The 17,403-nt window shown below is 52.8% G+C and carries 16 protein-coding genes; 9 read left to right on the top strand and 7 right to left on the bottom strand.

The genetic code is table 11. The annotated features are described in order from the left end of the window. Positions 1 to 7: 7 nt before the first annotated feature. The 5 genes from P1P89_10700 to P1P89_10680 all read right to left on the bottom strand — a co-directional run bounded on the left by P1P89_10700 (position 8) and on the right by P1P89_10680 (position 7,168). A complete protein-coding gene (locus tag P1P89_10700; GenBank protein MDF1591973.1) occupies positions 8 to 2,206 on the bottom strand; it encodes a molybdopterin-dependent oxidoreductase in 2,199 nt (732 codons plus the stop codon). A gap of 15 nt (positions 2,207 to 2,221) precedes the next feature. After that, positions 2,222 to 2,551 (bottom strand): cytochrome c, encoded by a 330-nt coding sequence (locus P1P89_10695; protein MDF1591972.1) that lies wholly within the window; start codon positions 2,549 to 2,551, stop codon positions 2,222 to 2,224. 100 nt (positions 2,552 to 2,651) lie between these two features. Next, complete coding sequence (hybB, locus tag P1P89_10690) at positions 2,652 to 5,912, bottom strand: Ni/Fe-hydrogenase cytochrome b subunit (GenBank protein ID MDF1591971.1); 3,261 nt, start codon at positions 5,910 to 5,912, stop codon at positions 2,652 to 2,654. Next, positions 5,909 to 6,853, bottom strand: a complete 945-nt coding sequence (locus P1P89_10685; GenBank protein MDF1591970.1) for a 4Fe-4S dicluster domain-containing protein — start codon at positions 6,851 to 6,853, stop codon at positions 5,909 to 5,911. Before P1P89_10685 ends, hybB begins: the two co-directional genes overlap by 4 nt. 87 nt (positions 6,854 to 6,940) lie before the next feature. Beyond that, positions 6,941 to 7,168: a sulfurtransferase TusA family protein gene (locus tag P1P89_10680; protein ID MDF1591969.1), complete on the bottom strand. Its 228-nt coding sequence runs from the start codon at positions 7,166 to 7,168 to the stop codon at positions 6,941 to 6,943. Positions 7,169 to 7,383: 215 nt separating this feature from the next. Here P1P89_10680 and P1P89_10675 point away from each other — a divergent pair, with 215 nt between their 5' ends. From P1P89_10675 to P1P89_10635, 9 genes are all read left to right on the top strand, one after another. Then, positions 7,384 to 8,769, top strand: coding sequence for a sigma 54-interacting transcriptional regulator (locus tag P1P89_10675; GenBank protein MDF1591968.1), 1,386 nt, complete (start codon positions 7,384 to 7,386; stop codon positions 8,767 to 8,769). Between the two features lie 134 nt (positions 8,770 to 8,903). Beyond that, a complete protein-coding gene (locus P1P89_10670; GenBank protein ID MDF1591967.1) occupies positions 8,904 to 9,278 on the top strand; it encodes a helix-turn-helix domain-containing protein in 375 nt (124 codons plus the stop codon). A gap of 168 nt (positions 9,279 to 9,446) precedes the next feature. Continuing rightward, on the top strand, positions 9,447 to 10,736 hold the full coding sequence (locus P1P89_10665; protein MDF1591966.1) for an O-acetylhomoserine aminocarboxypropyltransferase/cysteine synthase: 1,290 nt from the start codon (positions 9,447 to 9,449) through the stop codon (positions 10,734 to 10,736). Then, the gene (locus tag P1P89_10660) at positions 10,733 to 11,905 is read left to right on the top strand and encodes a homoserine O-acetyltransferase (GenBank protein ID MDF1591965.1); all 1,173 of its coding nucleotides are present in this window, start codon (positions 10,733 to 10,735) and stop codon (positions 11,903 to 11,905) included. The genes P1P89_10665 and P1P89_10660 overlap by 4 nt, the downstream gene beginning before the upstream one ends. A 4-nt stretch (positions 11,906 to 11,909) precedes the next feature. Continuing rightward, a complete protein-coding gene (gene metW / locus P1P89_10655) occupies positions 11,910 to 12,512 on the top strand; it encodes a methionine biosynthesis protein MetW (GenBank protein ID MDF1591964.1) in 603 nt (200 codons plus the stop codon). A gap of 75 nt (positions 12,513 to 12,587) precedes the next feature. Then, complete coding sequence (locus P1P89_10650) at positions 12,588 to 13,535, top strand: serine acetyltransferase (protein ID MDF1591963.1); 948 nt, start codon at positions 12,588 to 12,590, stop codon at positions 13,533 to 13,535. 10 nt (positions 13,536 to 13,545) lie between these two features. Next, a complete protein-coding gene (gene cysK, locus P1P89_10645; protein ID MDF1591962.1) occupies positions 13,546 to 14,469 on the top strand; it encodes a cysteine synthase A in 924 nt (307 codons plus the stop codon). A 78-nt stretch (positions 14,470 to 14,547) separates the two neighbouring features. Next, complete coding sequence (locus P1P89_10640) at positions 14,548 to 14,790, top strand: Arc family DNA-binding protein (protein MDF1591961.1); 243 nt, start codon at positions 14,548 to 14,550, stop codon at positions 14,788 to 14,790. Continuing rightward, positions 14,787 to 15,200 carry a type II toxin-antitoxin system VapC family toxin gene (locus tag P1P89_10635; protein MDF1591960.1) on the top strand — a complete coding sequence of 138 codons (414 nt, stop codon included), beginning with the start codon at positions 14,787 to 14,789 and terminating at the stop codon, positions 15,198 to 15,200. Before P1P89_10640 ends, P1P89_10635 begins: the two co-directional genes overlap by 4 nt. A gap of 192 nt (positions 15,201 to 15,392) precedes the next feature. Here the strand turns inward: P1P89_10635 and P1P89_10630 are convergent, their stop codons facing one another. Together P1P89_10630 and P1P89_10625 are read right to left on the bottom strand one after the other, a co-directional pair. Further along, entirely contained in the window at positions 15,393 to 16,391 is a 999-nt protein-coding gene (locus P1P89_10630; protein MDF1591959.1) for an aldo/keto reductase, read from the bottom strand. A gap of 121 nt (positions 16,392 to 16,512) precedes the next feature. Continuing rightward, on the bottom strand, positions 16,513 to 17,403 hold an 891-nt coding region (locus P1P89_10625), incomplete at its 5' end, for an FAD-dependent oxidoreductase (GenBank protein ID MDF1591958.1).

Below are 17,403 nucleotides of genomic sequence, written 5' to 3'. Positions count from 1 at the left end.
CTTCCTTCTATTTTATCTTTCTGACCGTGACCATGGTTTGATGCATGGCCATATTCCCTGAAATCTTATCGTTATAGTCTTCAAGGATGTCTGCAATGCAAGCTCCCCGGCCGAAAACATGGGTCAGGCCCTTTGACAGGGCGCCGTACCCGGAATCCATATAAACCGTATCGGGGCGGGTTTCCTGGGTGACATGAGCCTTGAGGATGCCTTTGCCTACCGGGCTGGTAACCGCGACGGAATCGCCCTGCTTGATTCCCAGCCGGCCGGCCGGTTTGGGGTGTATCCACAGGGCGTTTTCAGGCAGCAGTTCGTGCAGCAGTTCATTATTGGTGGAAGAGCCCTGGGTGATATAAGCGTTGCGTCCCACCACGATGCGAAACTTTCCTTCAGGAACCTGCTGGGGGGGTTGGTATACCGGCAGTGGATCGATGCCGGCGTCAGCATAACGCTGGTTGTAAATTTCAATTTTTTTTGAAAGGGTTTTAAAAACCTTGCCTTCATAGACGCCATAGAGCTTGCCGGGATTGTAATAAACGCCGTCTTTCAGCAGGGCATCCATGGCATCGGGCAGCTCTTCCAGCTGTTTTTTGCGGTAGTCCGCCAGGGTGTAGTTGAAGTGCTCACCCAAGCCCAGGCGCTTGGAAAGCTCGGTGACAATCCAGAAAACCGGTCTGGATTCAAACAGCGCCGGAACCACCGGATCGCGCATGACCATACAGGCGCAGGCCGAAGAACCCTGCAGCGCAGACACCGGGTCCTCTCTTTCGAGATAGCTGGGGGCCGGCAAGACCAGATCCGCCATCCAGGCGGTGTCGCTCATGGCGATATCCACGGTCATCATGAAATCGAGCGTGTGGATCATTTCGATGGTTTTGCTGCGGTTGGCGCCGGTTTGCATGGGGTTGATCTTATAGGTGAAAAAACCTTTGACCGGATAAGGCTTTCCTTCAATGACGGCATCCCGGGCGTGCTTAAAAGAGCCCTCCTCCTCGAACATCATCACGGACCGGTCGGCATCGATCCTTTTTTCGGGGTTGTCCTCATAAAAGGGCGGATCATAGGGCACGGATTTGATGCCGATTTTTCTGGCCGCCGTCAGGCCGCCGGGGCGATCCCAGTTTCCCAGGAGCGCATTGACAATGGCAAAGGATCGGCGGATCTGAGTGGAGTTTTCGTAGTCGGAGCTTCTGCGTCCCGGATAGACCATGGCCGCAGGCGCGGCTGCAGCCAGGTCCCGTGCCATGCGGCGAATATCGCCGGCCGGGATTTCGCATTCTTTTTCAGCCCATTCCGGCGGGTAGGGTTTGACATGGGCGCTGAGCTGTTCGATACCGAATGTTTTTTCGGCAATGAACTTGGGATCGTACAGTTTTTCAGTGATCAATACATGTGCAATGGCCAGGAAAAAGGCCATGTCGGTCCCCGGCCGGATCGGGAACCATTCGCTCGCCAGGGCCGCTGTTTTGGTAAAGCGGGGATCAAGGACCACCAGCTTGCAGCCGTTCTGCATGGCCGTCATCAGATCGATGCTGTCCGGTGTAACCAAAGCCTCGAAGCGGTTGGCGCCGGCCATGATGACATATTTGCAGTTGAGCATGTCGGGAATCGGGATTTCGCCATATGTGTCCAGAAATGCCCGGTTGAGGCTCAAGAGGCAGTTGGATTCATGCGATACGACATTGTACGATCCAAAGACATTGGCAAAGCGGTGGACAAATGTGGATTGAAGGTCGGATCCGGCCATAAACAGAACGCCGCAGCGGGTGTACTTTTCGGCGATGCGCCCCAGCTGTTCAGCGGCATGGTCCAGGGCCTGGTCCCATGTGAGTCGCTGCCAACGGCCCTGGCCCCTTTCTCCTTTTCTGAGGAGGGGATATTTCAGCCGGTCGGGGTCATAGAGCTGCTGGATGCCGGCATTGCCCCGGGCACACAGCATGCCCCGGGATTTTAAGAACTTCGGATTGGGGTCCAGTTTTTTGACCACACCGTATGGGTCCACCCGGGCAATCAGACCGCACTTGTTTAAGCACATGTCGCAGATGGAGAATTTCCTTTCAATGCGCGCTTTGGAATCTCCTGCTGTTTTGGATACCAGCGCATGCAAGATCCGGGATTGGCCGCCGACAGCCGCCCCGGCAGCAGCCGCGCCGGTAAGCTGCATGAACCTGCGACGGGTTAGCGCACCTTTGGTTTTTACTGGCATTTTCAATACTCCAAATTACTCGCATTTTTCCGGTGAGGGAGAGTCAAAGGCATGACCCCAGAGCTGCGCATACATATCCTGAATATCCTTTTCCGACAGGGCGCTCCACTTGTCCTTGCAGGGCAGCTTTTCAATGTTTTTAAATACCTCGTCCCACTTTGCCTGGGTCTTGTCGATGGGACTGAGGGGCTTGGCGGATCCGCCGTCGATGTGGCAGGTCCGGCAGTTTTTACGAAAAAGGTATTTTCCCTTGCGGGCATTGCCGTCGCCGGCGGCCAGGGCAAGCCCGACCGCGCCGATTAAAAAGACCAAAAGAATTAAAGCGGAACCCAATCGTCGAATCATCGTGTTTACCTCCTTAGATTGTCGTATATAATGTTTTAAAGCCTACGTTTTTTAATGATCGCATTAAACCTGACTGTCTGTAGCTGGTATCAGCAGGCGCTTACGGATGCGCTTTTCCCAGGGTCAGCTTTTTAAACCTGCCGCCGGTTTCAACCGGGTCGCCGGGATACCCCAGAGATTTAAAATCTATGTAATTGCTTTTTCCGATCTGGGCGGCAATTTCCGCACTTTTGACCGGCAGGGTTTTAAAATCGATTCCTTTGTTTGCCAGGGCCTTAAAGTCGACGCCGTTTCTTTCCTGATGGCAGCTGCCGCAGTAGGGTGCCTTGGCAAGGGAGGGGTGGCACTGGGCGCAGGAAAGGGCCTGCTCTTTGGGCATCACCTCGTGGGTCAGGCCCCAGTACATCACCGTGTCCACAAATTCATATTTGCCGCTATAGGCCAGATTGGCTGACTGCATCCCTTCCCTGGCGGCCTTATCCCAGTCCCAGTCTTTCCAGTAACCTTTCCAGAGCTTGGGTGCGATGAGGTATTTATAGACCGAGTCGCTGATCTGGCGTCCGGTGTGCTCTTTAAACGGGTATATCCGGGAGGCGCTGTCTGCAGCACTTCCCATGGGTTTGGTCAGCTCGGTAACACCGGATTCATTGATGCGGTCGCCCAGCAGATAGCGTTTGACCGTTCCGTTGTACCAGTAATAGGAAGGCTTGGCTGCCTGCTTCCAGCGGAAGCTTCCCTTCATTTTTGCATAGACCGGTTTGCCATAGGGGTCTTTGGGCTGATCAATATCCTGGCCGGCGGTGGACCAGTCCCAGTGGACCTTGGTGGGCGTTCCCTTGGAATACATAGGGATATGGCAGGTCTGGCAGGCAACGTGGGCCGTATGCTTATTCAAATGGTTATCGACCATCTGGCTTTCGATATGGGGTTTATCGGTATGACAGTATTCACAGGACAGGTCGCCCTCTGATGCGGCAACCGAAATGCTGCGCCCGGAGATCATGTGGTTGCGGGTTTTATGACAGGTCTGGCATTTGAAATCCAGACCGCCTTTGTCCGTGCCCATATGAACGTCAAGAGATCGGGTGGGCTTGGCCAGGGTGGAATTCAGGTCGCCATGCTTGACCGCATCGCCGCCGCCGCCCTGGAAATGGCAATTGGTACCGCAGGTATCCCGGCTGGGGCGGCCCACATTGCGGGCAACTGCGACCAGGTCGACGCCTTTGGCGGGGAAGCCCGCTGCCGCCGGCGCCTTCTGGTATGTTCCGGTGGTGTCGTGGCAGACCAGACAATCGATTCGTGTCATATCATTAAAGTCAAATTTTTCATCTTCCCAGCCGTAGCCGATATGGCAGCTGGTGCAGCGCGGCCAGTTGCCGTTGAGATTGATACAGAAATTGTTGACGGTGTTGTGCCGCTTGCCGAGATCAACCCGTTTTTCATGCCCGACGGTATAGGGCGACGGTCCCTGCCAGTTCCAGTGGGCGGTCTTGAGGATGGCCTTGCCTTCATTTTCGTGACAGGAGAGGCAGTTTTTCGTCACCGTGATGGGGTCGACGCCCGCTTCCAGCTTTACCAGGTTTTTATGGTCGGGAACCTTCCTGGGGTGACAGGCCAGACAGTCTGTGGGGGCTCGGGTATCCAGCGTTCGCGCAATCGGCCCCCGGACCATGGCGCTGTATAGAATGGGTCCGCGGATATGGGGCACCTGTTCCGACTCCTGATGGCAGTCCATGCAGAGCTGATGATAGGCGCCTTTCAAGCCGGGGGTATGCAGCTGTTTGGGATTAAACGGGTGATCATGGCAGACCGAGCAGGACGTCGGGATAGCTTCCTTTTCGCGCAGTTTTGCCAGGTTGACCGGCTCACCGTATTTATCTCCTTTTTCCCGGGGAATGCGGTGGTGACAGATGGAGCAGTCCTGGAGAACATTGGCATGCTTGCTGTGCATAAACCGGACCGGTTCGTAGATATCGCTGTATTGGCTGATGATGGGGCTGTTGAGGATCTGCAGCTTGGGCGCGTCGGCAATAGACGGCGTGGGTTCGGTTATGGGTGCTATCGGGGTTTTAGCTGTCGCGCGGGGGCCGGCCGCCTGGACTGGGTTCGCCGGCGCAAAAAGAATAGATGCGGCCATCAGGATCAGGGCTGCCGTTGAAATTTTCTTGGGAACGGCGCCCAGGACCGGAAAAATAAATACACACACGCGGTACAGAAACATCAGGCCGGCAATCAATCCCACTGTGATAAACATTTCGCCCACGGAGGGGAAATAGGAGACCAGCTTGTACGGCGGGGTAAAGCTGACCACAAAAACATTGATGCGGTTCAGCAGAATCCCCAGAACAAAGACGATGGATGCGAAAAACAGCCAGCCCGGTGATTGTCGGACCTTTCTGAATATCAGCAAGACAAAGGGAAGCACAACGCCCACAAGGACTTCAACCAGAAACGAATTGGTCTGATAGGTGCCGTCCAGCAGATAGATATAGGTGCCGCGCACCAGCATATCTCCGATTTTAAACGATAGGTAGGTCCCCATGAACAGCGGCATGAATCTGGCCAGCGGGGTGAGTACCTCCATTTCCGGTTTTCGGCCGAATGATTTGGCAACGATGATGGACTCAAAGGTGACCATGGGGTAACCGGCGGCAAAGGCGGACAGCAGGAACAGCAGTGGCAGAATGGGCGTGTACCACAGGGGATGGACCTTGTAGGGCGCTATCAACATAAGCGAGCCCAGGCCGGATTGATGCAGACAGGAAAGAACGATACCGGCAATAATAAAAAGGAACATGACCTTGTCAAGGATCCGGTCGGCAATTTCCAGCAGTGTTTCAATGGGCCCATTGGCCTTTGCAAAGGGACCCGGAAGATTGACCCGGCCCTTGAAACGTTCCACCACGATGGGGATAAATTCAATATAGAGAACATGCAGATAGATCATGACGCACATGGCGACTTCAAATAGAACGGAACTGCTGTTGTGGTTGAAGACAGGACTGGTAATGTTCCAATACCGGCCGATATCCACGAGCAGTCCCAGAACCACAAAGGTATATCCCAACATGGCGGTCAGCAGGGCCGGTCGGATAACGGCATGGTACTGTTCCCGGTTAAAGACATAGGCGATCAGGCCGGTGGTAAAACCGCCGGCGGCCAGGGCGACGCCGGAAGCGACATCGACACCGATCCAGATTCCCCAGGGGTATTGATTGTTGAGGTTGGAAACAGCCCCGATGCCGAATATGAAACGGGCGGCTGTAAAGGCCAGCCCGATGGCGATGAACCCCAGCATGACCATGACACCGGGGGTCAGAAATTTTTCTTCAACCGGCGCTGCGATTTCATGAGCATTCATGACACGTCTCCTTTCGCAAGGGGATTATCCTTGGAGGGCCGGTTGTTTTTCTTGTAAAAACCGGTAAACCACATCGTGCCGCCCAGAAGTCCGAACAAGATGATCGGGGCTGCAAAGAATTGAAAGAGACCATGCTGGATGGCCTCGGTCAGCCGCGGCGGCGCTTTGGTCCCGATCTTGGGAAATCCGATGGTCTCAAATGGTTCGGACGCCAGATACAGCCAGGAAGTGCCGCCGACTTCATGTTCGCCGTAGATGTGATCCACATATTTGCCGGGGTTGTTCTTCATCTTCCAGCGGGCCAAAGATAAAAGATCCGCCTTTTTTCCGAAAGTGATCACTTCCCGCGGGCAGGTTTGGGCGCAGGCCGGCAGCCCGCCGACTTTAATGTTTTCAAAGCAGAATGTACACTTTCGCACCTGCGGAGTCAGGGGGTTGTGATACTCATAGGCCGGGACCTGGAAGGGACAGGCGACCATGCAATAGCGACAGCCGATGCATTTTTTGGCGTTATAGATCACCGCGCCGTTGGACTCTTTGGTTAAGGCCCCCACGATACAGGCGGAGACACAGGAGGGGTCGTTGCAGTGCATGCACTGCAACTTGACAAAGGTGGGCCGTGTGCGCCAGGTCAGGGAACCGATGGTTTTGGGGTAATACTTGTTGACCACGGTATAGGTGGTTTCATCCATCCGCCTTTCTTTTTCCAGAACCGTCATTTCACTAAACGATTCATGCGGTTTGGCCAAGCCGTGGCGTTGGTTGCAGGCCTGTTCGCACTGGCGGCAGCCGACGCACAGGGTTGTGTCCACCAGAGACCCATATGATTCTGTGGATAAAGCCGGCACTTTTTCAGCATGGGCGGTGCGAGCCTGATTCAGTAGCGGTGTCGCAGCCAGCGCCCCGGATATTTTTAGAAAGCGCCTTCTATTCATCTCCATAGAAAACTCCTGTTTGTTGACGATAATGGTTGCCTTTGAGCGTGAATCCGTCTGTGGAAATGGGACCGGTAGGGTCATGCGACAACATCATCCTTTTTCGATAAAAAGGCGAAAGCAGCCGTTTTCCCTGTCGGTTCGAACCACCTGGTCATGAGACGGTTCAATGATCTTTATAATATTTTTGAAAACTTCGGGGTCCTGCAGCGATACCTCCAACAGATCTCCGCTATTCATTTTGTTCAGGGCGCTTTTACATTTGAGCAGCCCCAGCGGTGAAATTAAATTGACAAGATCCAATCTTACGGTTGCACCCATCGAAATATCCGGAAACTTTTAGTGAACGTTTGGTGCGATATGATTTGCAATTGATATGCCGCTTAAATAAAGCTTAAGCCATAAACATCATAACATTTTGATATCAATATATTTAAAAATATTTAAAAAAAATTACAGAACGCTTGCCAGGATACATGTTTAATGGTATTTAAACACTTGCTTAAATATGTTTAAACACATGATAAAGGAAAATGATGAAAGATCTTGAATCAAACCGCTACTGGAAAAAAATTATCAACACCATGAATGAAGGCTTGCTGGTAATCAGCCCGGATGGAACGATTCTGATGGTAAACCACTCATTTGAGTGCCTGACCGGATATTCATCTGAAGAGGTGCTGGGAAGGTCCTGTAAAATGCTCAATTGTGACGGCTGTGAAATTACGTTGCAAGCAGGCAATGGTCACTGGTGCACCCTGTTTGCCGGCGGAAAAGATATTACCAAAAACTGCCTGGTAATGAAAAAGGACGGTACCTACCTGCAGATAATAAAAAACGCTTCGTTATTAAAAGATGACGATAACGCGAATCTGGGGGCGGTTGAAACACTCACGGATATATCAGAATTAAACCGGTTGGACCAGGAACTCGATCTTCTTACCCGGCAGATGGATGAAGGCAGCGGGTTTCACGGCCTTGTCGGCAAATCGGCGGCCATGCAGAACGTGTTTGATGTGATTCCCAAAGCCGCTCAAAGCGATGCGCCGGTTATCATTTATGGTGAAAGCGGTACAGGCAAGGAACTGGTGGCGCTTGCCATTCATCATCTGGGCAGAAGAAAAAAAGGACCTTTCGTCCAACTCAATTGTACCGCATTAAATGAGTCGCTGCTGGAAAGCGAGCTGTTCGGCCACATCAAAGGCGCCTTTACCGGAGCTTACCGCCATCGTCTCGGGCGTTTTGAGGCTGCCGACGGCGGGGATTTCTTTTTAGATGAGATCGGCGATGTGCCGCTTTCCATTCAGGTGAAGCTGCTGCGGGTTCTGGAAACCAAGCAGTTTGATCGGGTGGGCGACCACCGGCCCATTTCAGTGGATGTCAGGATCATTACGGCGACAAATAAGGACCTGGGTGAACTGATGGCGCAAAAAAAGTTCAGAGAGGACTTTTTTTTCCGTATCAATGTGATTCCGATCCACATCCCTCCGCTGCGGGATCGACGAGAAGATATTCCCCTGCTGGTGAATCACTTCATCCAGCAACTGCACACCCGAACCGAAAAGAGTATTGCCGGACTGTCAGCGGAAGCGATGGGCCTTTTCATGGCCTATCATTGGCCCGGAAATGTCAGGGAGTTGAAAAGCGCGCTGGAATATGCCTTTGTTGTCTCTGCCAAGGGGTTGGTAAAGCCGGAACATTTGCCCCTTCAGATCAGAAATGGCGCGGGGCAAAAAACGGGGTCGTTTGTTGTGCCCGGTCGAAAAGACGAAGCTGAAAAAAAAGCTCTGGTTACGGCATTACGCCGGAGCAAAGGCAATCAGTCCCAGGCGGCCCGAATCCTGGGAGTGAATCGTGTAACGGTTTGGAACCGTATGAAAAAGTATGGGATTGATTTAACACCGGACCTGGATAATATCTGATTCGACGTGTTTGAGAAAAAAATCGGTCCGAAACTACCACAAAATGTACGGTCGACCGTTTTTTTTGTTGACAAGATAATGTCACCATGTGGTATGGTCAATATTAATCAAATATCATCATTACGGAGGCGACGGTGGACAGCAAAGAATTTTCGCAATTTCGAAAAAAACTGAAAAAGACGCAAAAACAGATGGCTGAACTTATGGGAACTTCGCTGAAAGCGATCCATAGTTATGAACAGGGGTGGCGGACCATTCCCACCCATGTTGAGAGACAACTCTATTTTCTACTTTCACGCGCACGCGACGGCCAAGCCCGCCAAAAACCCTGCTGGTCCATCAAAAAATGCCCGCCCGGTCAGAAGAAGAAATGTCCGGCCTGGGAATTTCGCTCCGGCAAACTTTGCTGGTTTATTAATGGTACCATTTGTGAAGGGACACCTCATAAGAACTGGAGAGAGAAAATGGAGATTTGCCGAACCTGTGAGGTCCTGACCGACATGATATAATCCACAGCCACCGCTTCTACCGATTCCCTTATATCCAGCTAAAAAAGGCTTTTTATCACATTCAAAAGCGCGGGTATTTTTTGCGGTTTTGATTTAACTCAGGTATCAGTGAAAGCGGCCGTTTTCCCCGACAAATGGCAGGCACGACATGAAATAAGGAGACAGAAAATGGAACAGAAATATCAGTTTGATACCCTGGCGCTGCATGCCGGCGCGGCAATTGACGAGACCCTTTCCCGGGGCGTTCCGCTCTATCGAACCAGTTCGTATGTTTTTCGCGATACCCGGCACGCGGCCAATCTGTTCGGACTCAGTGAATTGGGCAATATTTACACCCGCCTGATGAACCCCACCCACGACGTCCTTGAAAAACGGATGGCCGCACTGGAAGGCGGCGCAGCCGCCCTGGCGCTGGCATCGGGCACGTCGGCCATATTTTATTCCGTTATCAATATCTGCGGCCTTGGCGACGAGGTGGTGTCCGCCGACAATCTTTACGGCGGCACCTATACCATGTTCAACAATATCCTGCCGGAAATGGGGATTACCGTCCGGTTTGTAAACCCGCTGGAACCGGCCAATTTTGAAAAAGCGATCACGGACAAAACCCGCATGATTTTTGCCGAAACCATCGGGAACCCCACCCTTGACGTAGCAAACATCAGCGAAATTTCAAAGGTGGCTCAAAAGCACCATCTCCCCCTGGTGCTGGATTCCACGTTTACGACGCCCTATCTTTTCCGGCCCATCGCGCATGGCGCCGACATCGTGGTTCACTCCCTGACCAAATGGCTGGGCGGTCATGGAACCGGGATCGGCGGCATTGTTGTGGACAGCGGGACATTCGACTGGACGGACCCGAAGTTCCGGCTTTACAACCAGCCGGACGAATCTTATCATAATTTAAAATATGCCCATGACTTGGGGGATCTCAACCCCCTGGCGTTTATCCTGCGCATGCGGCTGGTGCCCCTTAGAAATCTGGGCGCCTGTATCAGCCCGGACAATGCCTGGATGTTCCTGCAGGGAATTGAAACCCTTTCGGTCAGAATGCAGCGCCATTGCAGCAATGCCGAAAAGGTCGCCCGATATCTCAGAGAGCACCCGCTGGTAAAATGGGTCCGCTACCCCGGCCTCGAATCCGATCCGGCCTATGAAAATGCCTCCCGACAATTTAAGAACGGATTCGGCGGAATGGTGGTGTTCGGTGTGTCCGGCGGCAGAAAGGGTGGTGAAAAATTTATCAACAGCCTGGGACTGATATCGCATCTGGCCAATGTCGGTGATGCCAAGAGCCTGGCGATTCATCCGGCCAGCACCACCCATTCACAGCTCAGCGAGGCGCAGCAGCTTGCAGGCGGAATCACCCCCGATCTGGTGCGGTTGTCGGTGGGGATCGAAGCGGTGGAAGACATTTGTGACGATATCGGCCAGGCTCTGGACAGTACGAAGAAATGAGTGAATATATCGAACACGACAAAGACGGTATTTCCGTCGGCATCGTTGAGAAGAAATTCTTTACGACCGCCGGGCCGGCTGATATTATGACCCTTGAAAGCGGCGCCAAACTCGGACCGGTGACGATTGCTTATGAAACCTATGGCGAACTCAACAACGAAAAGGATAATGCCGTCCTGATTTGTCACGCCCTGTCCGGTGATTCCCATGTCGCCGGCTATTACGACACAGCCGATGCAAAGCCCGGCTGGTGGGACATCATGGTGGGGCCGGGCAAAGGGATTGATACCGATAAATATTTCGTGGTCTGCTCCAATATCCTGGGAAGCTGCATGGGCACCACCGGCCCCGGGAGCATTAATCCCGCCACGAACACACCCTATGGACCTGAATTTCCCTTTGTCACCATCGGCGATATGGTCAAAGCCCAAAAAGCGCTGATGGATCATCTGGGGATCCGGAAAATACTGTCGGTGGTGGGCGGCTCCATCGGCGGCATGCAGGTCCTGGAATGGTGCGTGCGCTATCCGCAAATGGTGCTTTCCGCCATTCCGCTGGCATCCACCACCCGGCACTCCGCCCTTGCCATCGCGTTTAACGAAGTGGCCCGCCAGGCCATCATGGCGGATCCGGACTGGAATAACGGCAACTATTACGCCGGGCAGAAGCCGAACCACGGGCTGGCGGTTGCGCGCATGATCGGGCATATCACCTATCTGTCGGACGAGTCCATGCGGCATAAATTCGGCCGCAGGCTGCAGAACAAAAGCGATCTTTCCTTTCATTTTGACGCCGATTTTGAGGTGGAAAGCTATCTGCGGCATCAGGGTACAAAGTTTGTGGATCGTTTTGACGCCAACTCTTTTTTATACATTACCAAGGCCGCAGACTATTACGACCTGGAAAAACAATATGGCGACGGGTCCGGCGTCAAGGCCTTTTCCAGGACAGGCGCCAAGTTTCTGGTGGTATCGTTTACGTCCGACTGGCTTTACCCGACGTACCAATCCAAAGCCATGGTGAAAGCGATGAAAAAGAACAACCTGGATGTCAGCTTTTGTGAAATCGAAGCCGAATGGGGCCATGACGCTTTTCTGCTTCCCAGCCCGCGGCTGAATTCATTGATAAGGGGTTTTTTAGAAAGTGCCAGCAGTCAAATTCGTAAATAACGGCATGCGCTATGATCTCCAGATAATCGCTTCCTGGATTGAACCGGGCGCCAGGGTCCTGGACCTGGGCTGCGGCGGGGGCGATCTGCTGCATTATCTTGAGAAAAACAAACAGGTAGTGGGAACCGGAATTGAACGGCTGGAGTCCCGCGTGGCCCATGCCATTGAAAAAGGTCTGTCCGTCCTTCACGGCGACATCAATGCGGAGATTTTAGACTATGCCGACAATTCCTTCGACTATGTTATTTTAAGTCAAACCCTGCAGCAGGTTTACGAGCCCGCCTCCCTGCTCCAGGAGCTGCTGCGTGTCGGCAGTCGGGGAATTGTCAGTTTCCCCAATTTCAGTCACTGGCGTATCCGGCTGCAGCTGCTTCTGACCGGGTATGCGCCCGTATCCAAGCAGCTGCCGTATGAATGGTATGATACACCCAATATCCGGGTGATCACCCTCAAGGATTTCAGAAAGTTTTCAAGGGAGGTCGGGTTTAAGATTATAAAGGAAAGCGCCATCAACACCAACAGCCAGGATAAAAGCGGGAGCATCGTCAGCGTGATGCCGGATCTGTTCGCCACCTACGGTATTTTCATGATCGGCAGGTCCTGCTGAAACAGACAGGCCCTTGACCTATCAAGGACGGATGCCGCTCCCTGTTTAAGAGACTATTTTTTCGGAGAAGACAAAATGGACGACCACCAAAAATCACAGGAAACCTGCAAATTAGAAGCAGCGGCATCTTCAGATTTTCGCCGGCGGCTGCCGGAAAAAGCCGAAAAGATAATCAAAAGCAGTCATGACACCGAATGTTATACCCACATAGATGATGAGCCGATCCCCTCAAACGGCTCGGTGGTTGAAATTATTCACAAGTCGCGGGAAATATTTTTCCCGGGGTATTTCACAAAAGAAAAACTGGATCCGGTCAATCTGAAATACAAGATGGGTCAGACGGTATCCGTGCTGTATGACCTGCTGTCCGAGCAGGTTGTCAACAGCATCCGGCATGACTGTTTCCGTTACAATCAGCCCTGCAGCGATTGCGGCGAGCGCGGCCAAGAGATTACGCTGAGTTTCATCGACGCGATCCCCGCCATCCGCAGGATCCTTGCCACGGACGTACGGGCAACCTATGAGGGCGATCCGGCTGCCAAAAGTTATGATGAAATTATTTTCAGCTATCCCGGTCTGTTTGCCATCACGGTTTACCGGATTGCCCATAAGCTCTTTGAAAACGGGGTGCCGCTGCTGCCGCGCATTATGACGGAGCACGCCCACAGCCTGACCGGCATCGACATCCATCCGGGGGCTGAGATCGGCGAGAGTTTTGTCATTGATCACGGCACCGGCGTGGTCATCGGTGAGACCACCGTGATCGGAAAGAACGTGCGGGTTTATCAGGGGGTCACCCTGGGGGCCCTGTCGGTCCCCAAGGGCGCCGGAGACCAATTGCGGGGCACCAAACGGCACCCGACCATTGAAGATGACGTGGTGATTTATTCGGGGGCGACGATTCTGGGGGGAAATACGGTTATCGGGACGCGCTCGATTATCGGCGGCAATGTCTGGCTGACCGAATCGGTCCCGCCGGACACCACCGTGATGATGGAAACGCCGCGACTGATATTTAAATAAGGAGACAACCATGAAACTATTTTCCAGAATAGACCATACCATCGGTATGACGCCGATGGTTCGTTTAAACCGGTTGGCCGAAGGGCTTGATGCGGAGGTGTACGCAAAGCTGGAGTTTTTCAATCCTTTGGGGAGTGTCAAAGACCGCATCGCAGCCGCCATGATCGATGCGGCCGAACTGGAGGGGCGCATCGGCCCCCAGACCCTGATTGTTGAGCCCACCAGCGGCAACACCGGCATTGCCCTGGCGTTTATCTGCGCCGCCAAAGGGTATCGCCTGTGTCTGACCATGCCGGAAACCATGAGCCAGGAAAGACGCAAGCTGTTAACGCACCTGGGCGCTGAGCTGGTGCTCACTCCCGGAGCCGGCGGCATGAAAGCTGCGATTGCCGAAGCCGAAAAGATCCTGTCGTCCCAAAAAGATGCCTTCATGCCGGACCAGTTTAAAAATCCGGCCAATCCGAAAATACACCGTGAAACCACCGCCGAGGAGATTTGGCGCGACACGGAGGGAAGGGCCGATATTCTCATTGCCGGCGTCGGGACCGGCGGCACCATTACCGGGGTGGCCCAGGTCATTAAATCCAGAAAGCCGGGCTTCAAGGCGGTTGCCGTCGAGCCGGCGGCTTCGCCGATCCTTTCCGGCGGCAAACCGGGGCCTCACAAAATTCAGGGGATCGGGGCCGGGTTTGTTCCCGAAGTCCTGGATAGATCACTTGTCGATGAAGTGGTTACCGTACAAAACGAGGATGCCTTCCAAACGGCCAGGGATCTGGCGGATAAAGAGGGACTGCTCTGCGGAATTTCTTCCGGTGCGGCTGCCTGGGCTGCGCTCCAGGTTGCCAAGCGGGAAACTTCCCGAGGTAAAATGATCGTTGCCATTTTGGCCAGCACCGGCGAGCGCTATATCAGCACGGATCTGTTTCGGGTCTGATAGAATATTTTTGACTTGACAAAAACATTTAAATGGTTTCACAATGGTTCCATATCGAAACCATTGGAGGTGTATTATATGGCAACGGTGACGGTAAAGAATATACCGGATAACCTGTATGAGCGCTTGAAGGCAGTTGCCGGGACCAACAGAAGGTCTATTAATAACGAGATTATCGTATGTATTGAGCATGTAGTAGCAAGTCGTCGAGTAGATCCCGCAAAGGTCCTTGAAAATGCTCGGCACTTAAGGGAACTGACTGCCGGGCATCCGATCCGCGATACAGAATTCAACCGTGCTAAATCTGAAGGGCGGCGATGATTGTAGTTGACACGAATGTTATCGGCTATCTATTTCTGTCAAGCGATCAATCCGTCCTGGCCGAACGCGCCCTAAAGAAAAACAGTGATTGGGCGGCCCCGATTATCTGGCGCAGTGAACTGCGAAATGTACTGGCTCTCTATATGCGAAAAAATATCATCCGCTTGGACCAGGCTCAGAACATTATGAAAGGTGCATTGGAATTGATGGAGGGTCGAGAATATGAGATTTCATCTTATGAAGTATTAAGGCTTGCTTCAGGAAGTAAATGTTCAGCCTATGATTGTGAATTCGTCGCTGCTGCAAATGATTTGAAAGTTCCCCTGATAACCGTTGATAACCAACTGCTTCGCACGTTTCCTGATGTGGCGGTATCCTTGACTGCGTTTTGCGGAAGGTACAAACCTTAAGCCCCTTTCTTTATTTTTCCATGCATCGCGGCTCCAAGCATTTCAAATTTTATTAATCATAGGAATTTTAGGTATCATATTCGGTCTTCTGGCAACCCCTCACGAATTTCCTACCATTTCATTATATTTGGCGGCCATTGGATCCATCGTGTCGATCGTTATCCCACAGAATTCCTGATCCATTGGATTTTGTTATCGGCTGCGGAAGTAAAAGTTTGGATCGATGACTTCCTCCAGCCGGTCGGTTGCATTGGGCGGCTGAACCGACAGTTTGGATATTTCAGCGCGCAGGTCAGGCGTCATGTTAAAGTCGGCCGCAGCCAGAGAAGGTTCAAGCTGGGATACATTACGGGCCCCGATGATGGGCGCTGTTATCGCCGGGTGCGTTCGGACCCAACTGATTGCCAAGGTGGCGGGATGCGTTTGGACCTCTTTGGCAAAATGGTTCAATCGGTTCGCAATTTCGAAGTAAACCGGATCGCTGTACCGTTTTATGTAGCTGCCTTTTTGGGTGATTCGGCCCGCCGTCTCGTTGCTACCCTCGGAATATTTACCTGACAATAAACCGCCGGCAAGGGGACTGTATACGATAACACCTAAATTTTCAGACTGCGCCATGGGTAAAATTTCAACTTCAGCCTGCCTTTTGACCAGATTATACATGGGTTCGATACACTCAAACCGGGCCAGGCCTTCTCTGGCGGAGATCCCCAGCGCTTTGGCGTTTTGCCAGGCCGCCCAGTTGCTGGCCCCGATATAGAGCACTTTGCCCTGGCGCACCAGATCATCGAGGGCGCGCAGGCTTTCGTCGATGGGGGTCAGGCGATCAAAGTGGTGAATAAGGTAGATGTCGATCCGATCGGTCCCGAGGCGTTTCAGGCTTTTTTCCACTTCAAGCATGATATGGAGTCGTGAAGACCCCAGGGCGTTGATATCCTTGCCGGTCCGCTGGGTTGCCTTGGACGTTATCACGACCTCGTCGCGGCAACCGCTGATCAGCCGGCCCAGAATTTCCTCGGATTTGCCCTTGTTGTAGTTATTGGCGCAATCAAAAAAATTAACGCCGGCATCGCGGCAGCGCGTGAACATGCGGGCGGATTCCTGTTCATCCGCATCACCGCCGAAACTCATGGTGCCGAAACACAATTCGGAAACCAGAACCCCTGTCCGTCCCAACACCTTATAATTCATTTTTACTGCCTCCATCCGGTTGTCTAAACCGAAAACGTTTAGTCTTAAAGTTTGGGATAACTTTTCGGTTGCAACAATGGTTTGGATATCTTATATTTCTGACATATCAATATTTTGAAGCTTAGCTGAAAATATTTGCTGTTCCGGCTTTTTCAACCCGTTGGGTTACCTTTTTCGTATCCGTTGTATAAAGTCCTTTCTCTTTCATACGCTCCAGAAACACGGAGCCGGAGAAGGTGTATTTTAAGCCGAGACCCGCCTCGGTTTTCATCTGGGACCGGACATACTGAATGGCATCGCCGACCGCCAGTGCGGGCGGCAGAACTATGGGCTTTCTCCCCTTGATATATTTTACAGCATTGTAACCGGCCAGCGTTCCGGTACAGATCGCTTCGGTGTGCCCCACCAGCAGCCCGGCCTTTTCTCCGCCGCAGAACAGGTTCTCAATGCCTTCCACCTTGAGGGTGTCGTCCCGGGGGGACATGCCGAGATAGCGGACTGAATTTCCCAGTCCGCCGGCGTAAGGATCTTCATAGCGGGCGTTTTCAAATCCCGGTATTTCCCGCAGCGCGTCCAGGGGAAAGAAGGGCGACATCAGCTTGGCATGACCGGTATCCAGCAGGACAATGTTGTTTTCAAACTCCGGCAGTGCATATTGCTGGCAGGCTTTCAGGTTGAGCTTGCCCCTGATGATTTTGGATGGGGGGATGGGGATGACGGCCACGCCCTTCCGGCCCAATTCATTCCGGATTTCGGTTGAAAGCGATTCTTTCAGCAATTTGCACGAACCGCTCACGGCGCCGATCTGGTCTCCCTTCCGGCCGATCATTTCTTTAACGCCGGCCTTGGCGGCCAGGCTGACGCGGCCGCCAAAAGCGTGACAGCGCAGGATGCACATGGCACAGCCATTGCCGTACTTGCTGCAATTGGCCGGCGGACCGGCGGTGCCGGTGGCGTCGATAAAGACATCTCCAGTAAAAGAGCACGCTTCCTTATTGCATTTGCCGATGAT

The sequence above is a fragment of the Desulfobacterales bacterium genome, from assembly GCA_029211065.1.
Lineage (GTDB): Bacteria > Desulfobacterota > Desulfobacteria > Desulfobacterales > JARGFK01 > JARGFK01.
Note: the sequence above shows the minus strand (reverse complement) of the source record. Positions and strands in the feature narration are given on the sequence as shown.

Excerpts from the sequence above, each read along its gene's own strand:
- P1P89_10700 (MDF1591973.1), bottom strand. The coding sequence starts at position 2,206 with ATGCCAGTAAAAACCAAAGGTGCGCTAACCCGTCGCAGGTTCATGCAG.
- P1P89_10695 (MDF1591972.1), bottom strand. The coding sequence starts at position 2,551 with ATGATTCGACGATTGGGTTCCGCTTTAATTCTTTTGGTCTTTTTAATC.
- hybB (MDF1591971.1), bottom strand. The coding sequence starts at position 5,912 with ATGAATGCTCATGAAATCGCAGCGCCGGTTGAAGAAAAATTTCTGACC.
- P1P89_10685 (MDF1591970.1), bottom strand. The coding sequence starts at position 6,853 with ATGGAGATGAATAGAAGGCGCTTTCTAAAAATATCCGGGGCGCTGGCT.
- P1P89_10680 (MDF1591969.1), bottom strand. The coding sequence starts at position 7,168 with ATGGGTGCAACCGTAAGATTGGATCTTGTCAATTTAATTTCACCGCTG.
- P1P89_10675 (MDF1591968.1), top strand. The coding sequence starts at position 7,384 with ATGAAAGATCTTGAATCAAACCGCTACTGGAAAAAAATTATCAACACC.
- P1P89_10665 (MDF1591966.1), top strand. The coding sequence starts at position 9,447 with ATGGAACAGAAATATCAGTTTGATACCCTGGCGCTGCATGCCGGCGCG.
- P1P89_10660 (MDF1591965.1), top strand. The coding sequence starts at position 10,733 with ATGAGTGAATATATCGAACACGACAAAGACGGTATTTCCGTCGGCATC.
- metW (MDF1591964.1), top strand. The coding sequence starts at position 11,910 with ATGCGCTATGATCTCCAGATAATCGCTTCCTGGATTGAACCGGGCGCC.
- P1P89_10650 (MDF1591963.1), top strand. The coding sequence starts at position 12,588 with ATGGACGACCACCAAAAATCACAGGAAACCTGCAAATTAGAAGCAGCG.
- cysK (MDF1591962.1), top strand. The coding sequence starts at position 13,546 with ATGAAACTATTTTCCAGAATAGACCATACCATCGGTATGACGCCGATG.
- P1P89_10640 (MDF1591961.1), top strand. The coding sequence starts at position 14,548 with ATGGCAACGGTGACGGTAAAGAATATACCGGATAACCTGTATGAGCGC.
- P1P89_10635 (MDF1591960.1), top strand. The coding sequence starts at position 14,787 with ATGATTGTAGTTGACACGAATGTTATCGGCTATCTATTTCTGTCAAGC.
- P1P89_10630 (MDF1591959.1), bottom strand. The coding sequence starts at position 16,391 with ATGAATTATAAGGTGTTGGGACGGACAGGGGTTCTGGTTTCCGAATTG.